Source organism: Syntrophales bacterium, from assembly GCA_030655775.1.
Taxonomy (GTDB): Bacteria; Desulfobacterota; Syntrophia; order Syntrophales; family JADFWA01; genus JAUSPI01.
Map to the genome: position 1 here is coordinate 1 of JAUSPI010000159.1, position 14927 is coordinate 14927.

At 45.4% G+C, this 14927-nt stretch carries 18 protein-coding genes; all 18 read left to right on the top strand.

What is annotated here, in order from left to right; all coding sequences use genetic code 11:
• A partial coding sequence (locus tag Q7J27_08640; GenBank protein ID MDO9529214.1) for a diphthine--ammonia ligase occupies nt 1–615 on the top strand: 615 nt, incomplete at its 5' end.
• The gene (gene cbiB, locus Q7J27_08645) at nt 612–1571 is read left to right on the top strand and encodes an adenosylcobinamide-phosphate synthase CbiB (GenBank protein MDO9529215.1); all 960 of its coding nucleotides are present in this window, start codon (nt 612–614) and stop codon (nt 1569–1571) included. The genes Q7J27_08640 and cbiB, both read left to right, overlap by 4 nt.
• Nucleotides 1571–2650, top strand: coding sequence for a threonine-phosphate decarboxylase CobD (gene cobD / locus Q7J27_08650; protein ID MDO9529216.1), 1080 nt, complete (start codon nt 1571–1573; stop codon nt 2648–2650). Before cbiB ends, cobD begins: the two co-directional genes overlap by 1 nt.
• On the top strand, nt 2647–2898 hold the full coding sequence (locus Q7J27_08655) for a hypothetical protein (GenBank protein MDO9529217.1): 252 nt from the start codon (nt 2647–2649) through the stop codon (nt 2896–2898). The genes cobD and Q7J27_08655 overlap by 4 nt, the downstream gene beginning before the upstream one ends.
• Nucleotides 2885–3097: a DUF6485 family protein gene (locus tag Q7J27_08660; GenBank protein MDO9529218.1), complete on the top strand. Its 213-nt coding sequence runs from the start codon at nt 2885–2887 to the stop codon at nt 3095–3097. The genes Q7J27_08655 and Q7J27_08660 overlap by 14 nt, the downstream gene beginning before the upstream one ends.
• Before the next feature lie 46 nt (nt 3098–3143).
• A complete protein-coding gene (locus Q7J27_08665) occupies nt 3144–4346 on the top strand; it encodes a deoxyguanosinetriphosphate triphosphohydrolase (GenBank protein MDO9529219.1) in 1203 nt (400 codons plus the stop codon).
• A 116-nt stretch (nt 4347–4462) separates the two neighbouring features.
• On the top strand, nt 4463–5629 hold the full coding sequence (locus tag Q7J27_08670; GenBank protein ID MDO9529220.1) for an ATP-binding protein: 1167 nt from the start codon (nt 4463–4465) through the stop codon (nt 5627–5629).
• Nucleotides 5630–6367, top strand: coding sequence for a DNA repair protein RadC (radC, locus tag Q7J27_08675; protein MDO9529221.1), 738 nt, complete (start codon nt 5630–5632; stop codon nt 6365–6367). It begins immediately after the preceding gene.
• A gap of 37 nt (nt 6368–6404) precedes the next feature.
• Nucleotides 6405–6638 carry a hypothetical protein gene (locus Q7J27_08680; protein MDO9529222.1) on the top strand — a complete coding sequence of 78 codons (234 nt, stop codon included), beginning with the start codon at nt 6405–6407 and terminating at the stop codon, nt 6636–6638.
• Complete coding sequence (locus Q7J27_08685) at nt 6635–6757, top strand: hypothetical protein (GenBank protein MDO9529223.1); 123 nt, start codon at nt 6635–6637, stop codon at nt 6755–6757. Before Q7J27_08680 ends, Q7J27_08685 begins: the two co-directional genes overlap by 4 nt.
• Nucleotides 6754–7101 (top strand): helix-turn-helix transcriptional regulator, encoded by a 348-nt coding sequence (locus Q7J27_08690; GenBank protein MDO9529224.1) that lies wholly within the window; start codon nt 6754–6756, stop codon nt 7099–7101. Before Q7J27_08685 ends, Q7J27_08690 begins: the two co-directional genes overlap by 4 nt.
• A 295-nt stretch (nt 7102–7396) precedes the next feature.
• Nucleotides 7397–8464 carry a PDDEXK nuclease domain-containing protein gene (locus Q7J27_08695; GenBank protein MDO9529225.1) on the top strand — a complete coding sequence of 356 codons (1068 nt, stop codon included), beginning with the start codon at nt 7397–7399 and terminating at the stop codon, nt 8462–8464.
• A gap of 245 nt (nt 8465–8709) precedes the next feature.
• Complete coding sequence (locus Q7J27_08700) at nt 8710–9738, top strand: PDDEXK nuclease domain-containing protein (protein ID MDO9529226.1); 1029 nt, start codon at nt 8710–8712, stop codon at nt 9736–9738.
• Nucleotides 9739–9910: 172 nt separating this feature from the next.
• The gene (locus tag Q7J27_08705) at nt 9911–10066 is read left to right on the top strand and encodes a hypothetical protein (GenBank protein ID MDO9529227.1); all 156 of its coding nucleotides are present in this window, start codon (nt 9911–9913) and stop codon (nt 10064–10066) included.
• A 10-nt stretch (nt 10067–10076) separates the two neighbouring features.
• On the top strand, nt 10077–10916 hold the full coding sequence (locus tag Q7J27_08710; protein ID MDO9529228.1) for a three-Cys-motif partner protein TcmP: 840 nt from the start codon (nt 10077–10079) through the stop codon (nt 10914–10916).
• The gene (locus Q7J27_08715) at nt 10916–12067 is read left to right on the top strand and encodes a hypothetical protein (GenBank protein ID MDO9529229.1); all 1152 of its coding nucleotides are present in this window, start codon (nt 10916–10918) and stop codon (nt 12065–12067) included. Before Q7J27_08710 ends, Q7J27_08715 begins: the two co-directional genes overlap by 1 nt.
• A gap of 134 nt (nt 12068–12201) precedes the next feature.
• Nucleotides 12202–14250 carry a class I SAM-dependent DNA methyltransferase gene (locus tag Q7J27_08720; GenBank protein MDO9529230.1) on the top strand — a complete coding sequence of 683 codons (2049 nt, stop codon included), beginning with the start codon at nt 12202–12204 and terminating at the stop codon, nt 14248–14250.
• The coding region (locus tag Q7J27_08725; GenBank protein MDO9529231.1) for a restriction endonuclease subunit S at nt 14247–14927 on the top strand (681 nt) is incomplete at its 3' end. The genes Q7J27_08720 and Q7J27_08725, both read left to right, overlap by 4 nt.

Genomic DNA, 14927 nt, shown 5'->3' on the forward strand with positions numbered 1-14927 from the left:
TCTTATTACAGGGTGATGGAAAAGTTCCATGTTACTCATCTCTTAAACATGGTAGCCGAAGATGGTGAAATATCCCGATCCCACGGTATCAGAACAGATATCCTGCGAATGCAGTCTCAGGCGATGGGGCTTCATATCGTCCAGCCAAAAAGCTCATGGGAAACTTACGAAGAAGAATTTAAAAAGGCCCTTGCCGACTTGAAAGATAAAGGGGTTGAAACAGGTATTTTTGGAGATATCGACCTCGAAGAGCACAGGGAATGGGTGGAAAGGGTCAGTAAAGAATCGGGGATGGAGGCCGTTCTACCACTGTGGGGGGAAAAGAAGAGGGAAGACCTGATAGAAGAGTTGATAGAAGCCGGGTTCGAAGCCATTGTTGTAGCTACCAAAAAAGATCTGTTGGGGTTTGAGTGGCTTGGGCGCAGAATTGATCGTGATTTCGTCAGGGATATTTCAGAAGTTGAGGGGGTCGATATGTCCGGAGAGGGCGGAGAATATCATACGTTGGTGGTATCGGGTCCCATATTCAAGAAAAGAATAAAAATCTTGAAATCTGAAAAAGTGACCCGGGATCAGCACTGCTTTCTTGATATATTGGAATGTGAACTACAATGACGCCAGTATCTTTCTTCGGAGCATATATAGTAGACATCGTCGTCGGCGATCCCCGCTGGCTGCCGCATCCCGTGGTGATTATGGGGAAGTTCATAAGATTTTTGGAAAGCAATATCCCCCCCTTAGTAAAGGGGGGTAAGGGGGGATTTATAGATGAAAAGAAAGCCGGGATCATTCTGTGGTTCGCAGTGGTTGCCCCCACCTTTTTTGTTACATGGGCGATAGTGGAAGGGAGTTTCTTTATAACCTTCTGGTTCGGTATGATTATATCGGTTCTGCTCGCCTCTCTTACACTGGCAACACGGTCTCTTTACGATGAAAGTAAAACTGTTATCGATTCCTTAAACCGTGGAAATATAGAAGAGGCACGAAAGAACCTCTCCATGATTGTGGGAAGAGATACGGGAAACCTTGATGAGAAAGAGATTCTTAGGGCTGTCATTGAAACGGTATCGGAAAACCTCTCCGATGGCATCGTGGCGCCTCTGTTCTACCTGGCCATTGGTGGCCCCCCCCTTGCCATGACCTATAAGGCGGTCAACACCCTCGACTCGATGGTTGGATATAAGAACGAAAGATACAGGGATATTGGCTGGTTTTCCGCCAAAATGGACGATATATTCAACTGGATACCGGCAAGACTTACCGGTGTTATTATTGTGGCGGCCTCTTTTATTTTGAGATTAAACTGGAGGGATTCCTGGAAAATTATGAAAAGGGATGGTCACAACCACTCGAGTCCGAACAGCGGCATACCTGAAGCCGCGGTGGCCGGCTCCCTTTCCATACAGCTCGGCGGTAAAATTCAATATTTTGGAGAAGTTGCCGACAAACCCACGATTGGCGACAAGATAAAAGAGACGGATAAAGAGGATGTAAAAAAGGCGTGGATTATTATGTTTGTCTCATCTTTCTTGATGGTCGTTGCCTGTATAACTGTTCTATGGATGGTGTGATGATGAAAAGAGACCATGGCGGTAACGTCAATGAGATGTCTAGAATATACGGAATCGACGAAGATGCGATTATTGATTTCAGTGCCAATATAAATCCGCTGGGTTATCCTCCCGGCTTGCGGGAATCGGTAACAGAAGAATTTGATTCCATCTTAAATTATCCCGATATTGATTCTTTTGATCTTGTTTCGGGATTGTCGGAATACCATGGTATAGGTCAGGATTCTATCCTTGCAGGGAATGGCTCGACTGAATTTATCTACTGGATACCGGTCGTATTTAAACCTGAAAATGCCCTTATTGTCACACCTGCCTTCAGCGAATATGAGAAAGGCCTTAAAGCAGTCGGGACAAAAGTTTCATATTTCCAGACAGAGGATAAAAGTAATTTTTCAGTAGATATTGATCGCCTTTGCGAACGTTTGAGGGAAGGGTTTGATATTGTGTATTTCTGTAACCCGGCAAATCCAACCGGTGTTTTGACTCCAAAGGATGAGTTGTACAGGATTATAGCGTGTGCCGGTGAAACCGGGGCACTTGCGGTGATTGACGAGGCCTTTATAGATTTTGTTGAGGAGGAATCTGTTAAAGAAGAAATTTTCAGGTTTTCCAATCTGATCGTACTGAGGTCTATGACAAAATTTTTCGGAATCCCAGGCCTTCGGGTAGGTTATGTAATGGCTTCCGCACCATGTGTCAAAAAAATCAGGGAATATAAACCTCCCTGGACGGTCAACTCGCTGGTGCAAAAAGCAGTCGTCAAAGCCCTTGTTGATGCAGATTATATCAGGGAAACAAGGCAATATATACTTACCGAAAGAGACTTTTTAAGCAATGCCCTGAACGAAATCCCCGGCTTTAAGACTTACAGCAGCGCGGCAAACTTTCTTCTCGTCTCCATGGACAGCCGGATTAGTGTAAACTCTACGGAACTGAGAGATCATCTCGCTCAAGGCGGGATATTAATAAGAGATTGCAGTACCTTTCAGGGGATGGAGGATCGTTATTTCCGGGTGGCCGTGAAGAGACATGACCAGAATACGGTTCTCATCGAAAAGCTCAAAGAGGTCATAAAATGAAAGCTTTGCACAATGCCCATATTGTCATTGCGAGTGAAGCGAAGCAATCTCATAACATATTGATAATTCATAAGATTGCCACGGCTGTTCCCTCGCTTCGTTCGGGACACCTCGCAATGACCAAAATTACAGTTTTGCAAAGGTCTCAAAATATAATACAATTGGGGCAGGGTTGCATGAAAATTTCGAAAAAAGATGTCGATCAAATTACAAAGAATAATTTTAGGGGAAGTGATGAAAGAATGTAATGTTGAGGGAAATAAGGCGAAATGCAACTGCAGCTATGAACCCTGCAGCAGAAAAGGCATCTGTTGTGAATGTATGCAGTACCACTGGAAAATGGGTCAGTTTCCCGGCTGTTTTTTCCCCAACGATGTAGAAAAGACCTATGACCGTTCTATCGAAAGGTTTATCGAGACCTACCAGGCAAGAGGTCGCTGGTGGTAAATAGTGATGGTTTTTTCCGAGGCTGTCAAATATCGGGAGCATGAAAATGAACACAAGAGAGAGACTTGAGGAATTAGAAGAGAAAAATTTGGCCCCGTATGCGATAAAGAGTTCTCAAAGTATGGGGAGAACCCTTCACGGGGATGAACAGGATGATTACAGGGTTTGTTTCCAGAGGGATAGAGACAGGATACTCTATTCAAAGGCATTCAAGGATCTTCAGTACAAGACACAGGTCTTCCTGATAAGCGAGGGCGATTTTTACAGGACCAGATTGACCCATACCCTTGAAGTGGCCCAACACGCAAGAACTCTGGCAAGAACGTTCCGATTGAATGAAGACCTCTGCGAGGCAATATCTTACGCGCATGACCTCGGCCATACCCCGTTCGGCCATGCCGGTGAAGAAACGCTCAATGAAATCATGAAGGATAACGGCGGATTCGAGCACAACCTGCAAAGCCTGAGAGTCGTGGATATACTGGAAAAGAGATACCGGGACTATGACGGCCTTAATCTCTGTTACGAAACGAGGGAAGGGATAGCCCGCCATGATTCAGTTTATGACAATCCGGACATCCCGGACGAGTTCAAGCAGTTCCCGATGCCGTCACTGGAGGCACAGGTAGTCAACATTGCCGATCCGCTCGCCTACTGTGCGCATGATATTGAAGATGCATTGAATGCCGGTTATCTTTCCATGCCGGAGATCAAAAATCTGGGCAATTCCTTTGTTGACAGAGTTCTTGCAAAGTGCAGGGACAGATACAGGGGTTTTGAAGACTTGGATACAACAAAACAGGCACGATTGCTCGTTAGAACACTGATAGAAAAAACAAATATTGCCGTCATAGAAAAAACCACGGAAAACTTGACAAATTATAAGATAGCGTCTGTAGATGATGCCCGTAGAATTGATGCTGCGATAGTTGCCGCACCGGTCAAGGATATGGAAGATTTCGAAGCACTACAGCAATTTCTCCTCGAGAATGTATATAGGAAACCGCAGGTGTGCATAATGAACGAGAAGGGGAAATTGATCATCCAGAGGATTTTTAAGCATCTGGAGAAGAGGCCTGAAATGATGCCCGAGTCATTTAAAATCAGCTACGAAACGGCAGATGACAGGAGAGATAAATGCAGGGTTATCGCGGATTATATATCCGGAATGACCGACCGGTATGCAATGGATCTTTATAAAATGATGTTTGAACCCTACGAGAAGGTGATGTTCGAATTCAGGGAATAAAAAATAGGGGTAGGAATCTACGTAGGAGTTTTAGGGGAATAAAGGAGATCGGCAAAGGTTTATACAATATGTAAAATCTATTGACAAATTGTATAAATCTTATTAAGGTTAAATACATGATTCCACGTTTAGCTCATAAAACGTTAAATGAATTAAAGAAACGCTATCCGGTTGTTGCTATCACGGGACCGCGACAGTCCGGCAAAACGACATTGGCCCGGCATTCATTTCCCGATAAACCGTATGTTTCCCTTGAAGATCCTGATCAGCTGGAATTTGCGAATGAAGACCCGCGCGGTTTTCTCGCGCGATTTCCCGATGGAGCACTTTTGGATGAAGTGCAGCGATGTCCTGCTCTGCTCTCATACATACAGACCAATATTGATCTCGATGGACGCCAGGGGTTGTTCATTTTAACCGGTTCTCAACAGTTTGGTTTACTATCGAAGATCACTCAAACATTAGCAGGGCGAGTCGGATTGGTACCGTTGTTGCCCTTTTCAACGGGTGAGCTAAAAAACCAGAAGAATACCTTTAATGACCTGAACGAATTATTGTTTAAAGGATTATATCCTCCTATCTATGACAGGAACATACCTCCTTCTAACTGGTATGCCAATTATATTGTGACATATATAGAACGGGATGTCCGGCAGATTTTAAATGTTAAAGACTTAAGCACGTTTCAGCGTTTTGTCCGTATGTGTGCAGCAAGAACAGGACAATTGCTGAATTTAGTCAGCCTGGGAAATGATTGCGGAATTTCCCATAATACCGCAAAGGCATGGTTAACTGTATTGGAAGCAAGTTACATTGTCTTTTTGCTGTATCCTCATTACAACAATTTCGGCAAGCGACTTGTAAAATCGCCCAAAATCTATTTTTATGATACCGGCCTTGCGGCATGGCTGCTGGGCATACAGAATATTGACCATCTCTCAATACACCCGATGAGGGGTTCATTGTTTGAGTGTTTGGTCATCGGCGAGCTCTTGAAGGATAGATTTAATCGCGGCTTGCCCTCAAATATCTTTTTCTGGCGTGATAACCTTGGAACCGAAATTGATGTGCTCATTGAGGAGGGGAATACATTAATGCCCGTAGAAATAAAGTCGGGGCAGACGATTACTCGGGATTATTTTACGGGTTTGAGGAAGTGGCGAAAAATTACCGGATCATCTGAAGATCCACAATATTTGGTCTATGGCGGTGACGAAAACCAGGTACGTTCAGGGGTAAATGTTCTATCATGGCGATCGATCACCGATGAGCTGGCTTTTTGAATGGAAAAGAAAGAAAAAGCAAAATATCCTGTTTCAATCCGTAACTGGTCGGAAGATGACCGGCCTCGGGAAAAATTGCTGAAGTACGGAGAACATACCTTAAGCAATGCGGAGCTTCTTGCAATTTTAATCAGAACAGGAACACCCGGCAGAAGCGCCGTTGACATTGGAAGAGAACTGCTTCACAAATACAAATCGCTCCGCGCCATGAGCGGCATCGATGCTTCTGAATTTAAAGAGATTCTTGGTCTGAAAGATGCGAAAATTGCACAAATCAAAGCCGCCATCGAATTGGGCAGACGAATGTTAAGCGAAGAAAAAGCGCTCGAGGGCTCGATTAAAAAATCATCTGATGTTGCGAACTTCCTGATGCCCCTCATGAGGGATCTGAAAAAAGAACGGTTTATGCTGCTGCTTCTCGACAGGCGAAACGCAATATCAGATGTTATTGATATCGATCACGGAACAGTTGACAGGGCAAATCCCTATATTCGTGATATCTTGCAGAGCGCGATTAAATATAACGCTCCTTCCATCATTGTCGCCCACAATCACCCCTCCGGTTCGGCAACTCCCAGTAAAGATGACAAAGCGTTTACAAAAAGCCTGATGATGGCAGCGAAGGCGACCGGCATCAGTTTCTTTGACCATATTATTATCGGAGACAACCGCTACTTCAGCTTTGCCGATGAAGGACTGATTGAGGAATATGAAATGAAGGCGATTAGAGAGTTATAGGAGCGCTTAAATACATCAATATTGATGTTGACTGATTATGGAATTTACTATAGAGTTTTATGAAACAAGTTCAGGGCGATGTCCTGTACGGGAGTTTCTCGACGACCTTAAGGAATCAGATCCTGACGATTTTGCAGCAGTAATGGCCGGTCTTGCTAAACTTCAAAACAGGAATTATCACAGGCCGCCTCTTTCAAAATCTATTGGTGATGACCTTTTTGAGCTGAGACATCTTGGAAAGTTAAACTCCCGTGTCCTGTATTTTTTATGAAGGGAAAGAGGATCATTGCTTTGCATGGGATTCGAAGCAAAGCAAAAAAGATTGCCTCAAAAGATCGTAAGGTTGCTTTGGACAGAAAACTTGATTGGCTGGAGAGAAATCCGGTATGAAACTAAAAACTAATTTTGACAGATACCTTGAAGAACAGTTGAAAGACCCTGATTTTGTCAGACGCTACCAAAAGGCCGGTGAGGCTTGGGACGTAGCTCTGCAGTTAGCTGCCTTGCGTAAAAAGGCGGGTTTATCTCAGAAGGAACTAGCCCAAAGGGTGGGAACATCTCAACAGCAGATCAGCCGTCTTGAATCAACATCGTATGAGGGCCACTCCTTGAGCATGTTGCGCAGGGTTGCTGAGGTTCTGGGGGCAAAGGTTCATATAGATATTCAACTGCCTGAGCGTCCAAAACAAACAACGGTTGCTGAAGACAAGGCAACTTACGGGAATAGCGATTAAATGTGTCGTCCTATTTCTGATTCAGGTTTCTAATCTCCCGAGAATTCAAAACAAAAACAAGGATTCACATGAATGGAAAACATTGAGGCATTAGAAAAAAGGCTGGAGTAGAAACTTCACAAAGCGGTTGAATTGGCGCGGAAACGGCTGGAGGTAAAACCTGTGTAGTGCAACACAGAATATAAGTGATGTCAGCGGAAAATAGGGAACACTACATATTATTATTGCCTTTTTTCTTCTGGAAATATGTCCCTGGAATTCAAACCAAGGGGGTTATCAGCGAGGTTGTCAAAATATGAAAAAGGAAACGGGAAAGCAGATTACAAAAGAATACAACAAGTCCATTTCAGGCGATCTTATCGGTGATATCCGTTCGCTCACTGAAACTGCCAGGCATAATGTTGCCATTGCGGTTAACGCCAGCTTGACTATTCTTTACTGGCAGATCGGCAGCCGTATCCGCCAGGATATTTTGAAGGAAAAGCGGGCGGGATATGGTGAAGCAATTTTGCCGACACTGTCGGCAAAATTAGTTCCAGAATTCGGCAATGGATTTGGCATCAGGAATCTATCAAGGATGATTCGATTTGCTGAAGTTTTTCCTGAAAGGAAGATTGTCTCGACACTGTCGATACAATTGAGCTGGAGCCATTTTCTTGAAATAATTACTCTTAAAGACGATCTCCAACGTGATTTCTACGCCGAGATGTGCCGGATAGAACACTGGAGTGTTCGGACATTGCGGAAAAAAATTGATGGCATGCTTTATGAGCGCACTGCCATATCAAAGAAGCCTGAAAAACTAATCGAGAAAGATCTTGCCGCCTTGCGGGAGGAGGACAGGTTAACACCGGACCTGGTTTTCAGGGATCCATATTTTCTCGACTTTCTGGGCTTGAAAGATACTTACAGTGAAAAAGATCTTGAAACGGCCATCCTGCGGGAAATGGAGAGCTTTATCCTGGAGCTTGGGGCCGGTTTTTCGTTTGTTGCCCGCCAAAAGAGGATCACAGTCGATAATGAGGATTATTATCTTGATCTGCTCTTTTTTCACCGCAAACTCAAACGGCTTATTGCCATTGAATTAAAACTCAGTAAATTCAGGCCGGCTTACAAAGGCCAGATGGAACTCTATCTGCGCTGGCTGGAAAAATATGGAAAGGAACCCGGCGAAGAAACACCCCTGGGATTAATCCTCTGCGCCGGAAAAACAAGCGAGCAGATAGAGCTGTTGCAACTGGATAAGAGCGGCATCAAGGTAGCTGAATACATGACCGAACTGCCGAAGCGCGAACTGCTGGAGCAGAAACTTCATAAAGCGGTTGAGCTGGCGCGGAAACGGCTGGAGGCAAAACCTGTGTAATGCAAATACAAAACACAAATAATGTCAGCGAAAAATAGGGAACACTATACATGTCATTACATTTTTTCTTCAGAAAACAGGTATACTGGCCTTGGAATTTCTTGGAATTTCGAAAATTTAAAAGAAAAACAAGGATTCAACCGAATGGAAAACATTGAGGCATTAGAAAAAAGGCTGGAGCATAAACTTCACAAAGCGGTGGAACTGGCGGAGCGGATAGCCGGGAATTTTGAGGAGTTGGGAATATGAGCAAACTTTCGAAGCAATTACCTGCCGATTACGCCGTGCTTCTGGCAGAAGTGAAGGAGCGTATCCGTTCAGCCCAGTACGAGGCCCTCAGAGCGGTCAACAAGGAACTGGTCGCGCTCTACTGGGATATTGGCAAGCTGATTGCCGAGCGGCAGACCAACGCCGACCATGGCGCTGCTATCGCCGAGCAGCTTGCCGCAGACCTGCGACAGGAGTTTCCCGGCGTCAGCGGCTATTCCCGCAGAAATGTATTCTACATGCGGGAATTTTACCTCGCATACTGCGATCTGCCAAAAGTGCAACCCCTGGTTGCACAAATCGGTTGGACCCATAACCTGGTTATCCTCCAACGCTGCAAAGACCCTCTGGAGCGTGAATTCTACATCCGCATGACCCGGAAATTCGGCTGGTCGAAAAATGTATTGATTCATCAGATCGAGAACCAGAGTTATGAGAAGTCTCTCCTTGGCCAGACCAATTTCGATAAAACGCTGACGCCCGGCCAGCGCGCACAGGCGAAACTTGCCGTGAAAGATGAATACACCTTCGACTTTCTAGAGATGGGCGAAGAGCATTCCGAACGCGAGCTGGAACGCGCCCTCATCGCACGAATTGAGAACTTTCTTCGCGCTATGGGCGGTTTGTTTGCGTTTGTCGGTAGCCAGTTTCGTCTTGCTGTGGATGATAAGGAATACTTCATTGATCTGCTGCTCTACCACCGCCGCCTCAAATGCCTTGTCGCCATCGAACTCAAGATTGGCGAGTTTCAACCGGAGTTCGTGGGCAAGATGCAGTTCTATCTGGCCGCTTTGGACCGGCAGGTGCGCGAGGAGGGTGAAAATCCCTCCATCGGTATAATCCTTTGCAAGGAGAAGAACCGCACGGTTGTCGAATATGCCCTGCACGATGCCCGCAAGCCCATCGGCGTGGCGACCTATCGCATAGTCAAGCGCTTGCCCAAGGAACTCAAAGGGCAACTGCCTTCACCCGCTGAAATCGCCAAATTGTTGGAGGGCGTGGAATGAACGATCTTCAATCACTATGGGATATCCACGTCGAGCTGGAAGACCTCAACGCCGAAGCGCGAACTGCTGGAGCAGAAACTTCATAAAGCGGTTGAGCTGGCGCGGAAACGGCTGGAGGCAAAACCTGTGTAGTTCAAAACGGCGTATAAATTTGAGGGAATCGCGGGAGAGCATGCATATTATTGTTTTTTTTCTTCGGGAAACAGGTATAGCGGCGGTCATGGACTTTTCCCGCCAATGCAATGCTTTGAGGGAAAACATTGAGGCATTAGAGAAGAGACCCTGGAGCAGCACCGGGAAGGCTATGTTGAAAAGATTCATTGGATAGAGGAACAACAATGAAATTGGATGAGATAGGCATTTGGTCTGAAGTCAAGCTGGACATTATCAAAGAATATGCTAATGCCTTCACAGAAATAATGAAAAATAAAGAGTGGTGCAAAGGATATGCTTATATCGATGCCTTTGCAGGACCCGGAGTCCACATTTCAAAACGAACCGGGGAGTTGATTCCGGGTTCGCCTTGGAACGCCCTTGAGATTGACAATCCTTTTACAGAATATCATTACATTGATATTGATAAAAAGAAAACGGGAATCCTTAGCGGATTGATTGGTGACAGGACAGACATAAACATATATCAGGAAGACTGCAACGAGATATTAACAGAAAAAATTTTGCCCTCGCTTTCTTATAAAAGTTATAAGAGAGCCTTATGTGTTTTGGACCCATACGGTTTGCATCTTAATTGGAAAACAATAATGACAGCGGCCCAACAAAGAACAACTGAAATCTTTTTGAACTTTCCACTTATGGATATGAACCGGAATGTGTTGCATAAGGATCTGTTAACGGCAGAGCCAGAACAAATAGAACGAATGAACAGGTTTTGTGGAACCGATGAATGGCAGGAGATTTTATATAAAGAAGACAACCAGATGAATCTCTTTGGAGATACATACCGAGTCAAAGTTGTTGACAGCAATGCTAAGCTTAGTAATTGGTTCAAGAAGGAAAGACTACAGAAAGCTGCGGGATTCGAATTCGTTCCTGAGCCTGTGCTCATGAGGAACAGTAAGGGTGGCCCCTTATTCTTTCTGTTTTTTGCTTCGCACAATGAAACAGGCAAAAAGATTGTAACCGACATTTTCAATAAGTACAGGGAAAAATATTTGTGATGCCTATACCAAAGGAATATCCAGCCCGAGAAATGGGACGTGAAAATTTAGTTCACGAAGAGAGCTTGGCATACAACCCGGAAGAAACACGGGAACCTCTCGTGAAGGAATTGTGGGCAATCCGGAGTATGCGCAATAAAATGAGAGCTGAACAAATGGCAAGCCACGCCGGGTTACCTTTGATCTGGCTGGATAAGATACCGGGGATCAATGGCGAAAGGGGATTAGAAAAGGTTCGAGCGGAGAGAAACGTTCTTTTATTACGTGACAGAAAGAGCCCTTTTATTGAACAGTTTAAACATCCAATTGGGCGGTGTGCGAAATTTTATAAACTGACGGCTTACAATAGTTGCAACTTCTGGTGTGAGTACTGTTATCTTTATTTGACCTTTCGAACACAGCCTGTTTCCACCCATTTTATAAATTATGAAAAGATGTATGATGAAATTGTCAAGTTTGATGGATTGGATATACCAAAACCCCTAAGAGTCCTGAACCTCGGTGAACTCGGTGACCCCCTGGCTGTGGATTACATAACCGGCTTTGCAAAACAGATTATTCCCTTTATGCCCGAACATGCTCCTGGAACACGATTGCTGTTTTTAACCAAAAGTGACTGCGTGGACGATATTCTTTCCCTTAACCACGGCGGACAATCCATCATTTCTTTCAGTGTAAATACTGATGCTGTTTTCCAACAGTTAGAACATAGAACAGCTTCCCCTGATTCTCGTTTAATTGCTGCGGCTAAAGTACAGAAAGCGGGTTATGAAGTGCGTTTGAGAATAGATCCCGTTATATTCTATTCTACCTGGGAGAAAGATTACATAGCACTGGTTGAGAAGATATTTGAATATGTTCGGCCTGCAAGAATAACCATAGGTGAATATCGGCCATCCAACGGACTTGCCAATCATATCAGTGCCCGATTCCCTGAGTCTGTGTTATTGAAAGTCAACAAAAGCCTGGTTAAAGAAGGGAAAAAACTCCGATATCCTGAAGACCTCAGGATCAAGATGTTCAGAACAATCATAAAAGCGATCAAAAAACGAAGAGGTGATATTGATATTGCCTTGTGCAAAGAGCAGCCTGAAATATGGAAGGCACTCGATCTTAATATGAGGGGATTAAAGTGTAATTGCCTGAGTTAGATGGCATTGTAAAAAACGCCAACTTAATGCTTTGAGGTAAAACATAAATGCAATAGAGAAACAGCTCTGGAGCAGTGCTGACGGAACAATAGAAGACAGCCGCCGACTATTCCCGATTTGCAAGTGAGGAAGAAATGAACCACAGTGAGATTGTAAGTTTTCTATGGGGTGTTGCCGATCTGATTCGCGACACATTTAAAAGGGGCAAGTATCAGGATGTCATCCTTCCATTGACCGTGTTGCGGCGTATTGACTGCGTCCTCGCGCCGACCAAGGAAAAGGTTCTCAAAATAAATGCGAAATACGCGGGAAAACTCGACAACCCTGATCCTCAACTTAGGAAAGCTTCCGGGTTCGCCTTCTACAATACATCGCGATACGATTTTGAAAAGCTCCTCGCCGACGCGCCGAACCTCGCGTCAAACCTGCGCAATTATATCAACGGGTTCAGCCCGAACATGCGTGAGGTACTCGAAAAATTCGAATTTGACAATACCATCGAAAGGCTCGATCAATCGGGGCTTCTTTTCAAGGTAATGGAGCGTTTTAAAAATGCAGAGCTTCACCCGGATCGGGTTCCCAACCCTATGATGGGTACGATCTTTGAAGAGCTGATCCGCAGGTTCAACGAAGCGCTGAACGAAAATCCCGGGGAGCATTTTACACCCCGTGATGTCGTTCGTCTCATGGTCGCCCTTATGCTCGTGGGTGATGAGGAACTTATAATGGGTGAAGGGATTGTCCGCACCATTTATGACCCGTGTTGCGGTTCCGGCGGCATGCTGACGATTGCCAAGGAGCACGTAATGGGTACTGAAAACCTTCCCGGAATGAACCCGATGGCCGATATTCACCTTTTCGGTCAGGAGGTAAATCCTGAAACGTGGGCCATAAGTAAATCGGACATGCTCATGCTCCATCCCGACGGCCACGATGCCGACAACATCGCTTTCGGAAGCACGCTTTCCAACGATCAGCATTCCGGTAGACATTTCGATTATCTCATCACGAATCCGCCGTATGGAAAAGACTGGAAAATGGATGAGGAAAAAGTAAAATCGGAACATGATCGGGGCGACAGCGGGCGTTTCGGCGCCGGTTTGCCGCGGATCTCCGATGGACAGCTACTCTTCCTGCAGCACATGCTCTATCATATGAATCCTCCCGAAGAAGGCGGCTCTCGCCTGGCGATCATCATGAACGGTTCTCCCCTCTTTACGGGCGACGCGGGAAGCGGCGAAAGCGAGATACGCCGGTGGATTCTGGAGAACGACTGGCTTGAGGCCATTGTCGCCATGCCGGAACAGCTTTTCTACAACACGGGGATCGCGACATACATCTGGGTCCTGTCAAACCGTAAAGCGGAAAAACGTCGAGGGAAGGTGCAGTTGATCGACGCAACATCATACTGGACGCCCATGAGGAAGAGCCTCGGCAACAAGAGGCGGGAAGTGCCGGAGAGCAAGGAGAACAAAATCGTCAGGATGCTGAAATCTTTCAGAGAGAATGAATACGGCAGGATTTATCCCACCACTTACTTCGGATTCAGGAAAATTACCGTGGATCAGCCCCTGCGCCTCAATTTTCAGGCAACAGCCGAACGAATAGAGCGTCTCAATGAGCAGACCGCTTTCAGGAATTTAGCGGTAAGCAGGAAAAAAGACCCGAAAGCGAAAGAGGCGGAGGAAACGGAGGGCCGAGCGAGACAGGAGGAAATCATTAAACTCCTGAAATCTCTCCCTGATACTCTTTACATGGATCGGGAAGTGTTCCGGAAAGTTGTGAAGCAAGCGGCCGATAAAGTGGACGTGAAGCTTCCGGCGGCGATCAAGAAGGCAATCCTTGTTGCCCTTTCGGAGCGTGACGATACGGCAGAGATCTGCCGCGATAAAGACGGACACCCTGAGGCCGATTCGGAACTCAGAGACACAGAGAACGTGCCACTGGGCGAAGATATTAAAGACTTTTTTGATCGTGAAGTGAAACCGCATGTCCCCGACGCGTGGATCAACACGGCGATTCGGGATCATAAAGACAAAGAAGTCGGAAAGGTCGGCTACGAGATCAACTTTAACCGCTATTTTTACAAATACCAGCCGCCACGTCCCCTCGAAGAGATTGAGGTGGATATCAGGAAAATCGAAAGCGAAATAATGGAATTGCTCAGAGAGGTGGCAGGATGAGTGAATCCCTCAATGCCGCCGAAGGCGGTCTCAGAAAATACAAACCTTATCCGGCATACAGGGATTCCGGTGTGGAATGGCTGGGGGAGATACCAGAGCATTGGGCGATATTTCGATTTAAAAAGGTTGCTCGTTTAGCATACGGGAATTCACTCGCAAGTGAAAAACGTGACGATGGAAACATTGAAGTATATGGTTCCAATGGACAAGTTGGAATGCATTTGCATTCAAACACCCTTGCCCCGGTCCTAATTATTGGGCGTAAAGGGTCTTATGGAAAAATAAATTATTGTCATAACGGAGTGTTTGCTATTGATACAACATATTTTATTGATAAGCGAACTACATCTATGAATTTAAGATGGCTTTTCTATTTAATAGGAATTTTAGGGCTTGATTCATACTCTGAGGATAGTGCTGTTCCCGGTTTGTCAAGAGATTACGTTTATAGTCATTATCTGCCAATACCATCGATTTCGGAACAACAATTCATTGCATCATCCCTCGACCGCGAAACCTCAAAAATTGATGCGCTGATAGAAAAGAAAGAACGCCTCATCAAGCTACTGCAAGAAAAGCGAAGCGCCCTTATTACCCATGCCGTCACGAAGGGCCTCGATCCGACGGTTCCCATGAAGGATTCCGGCGTGGAATGGATCGGAGAGATGCCTGCACAT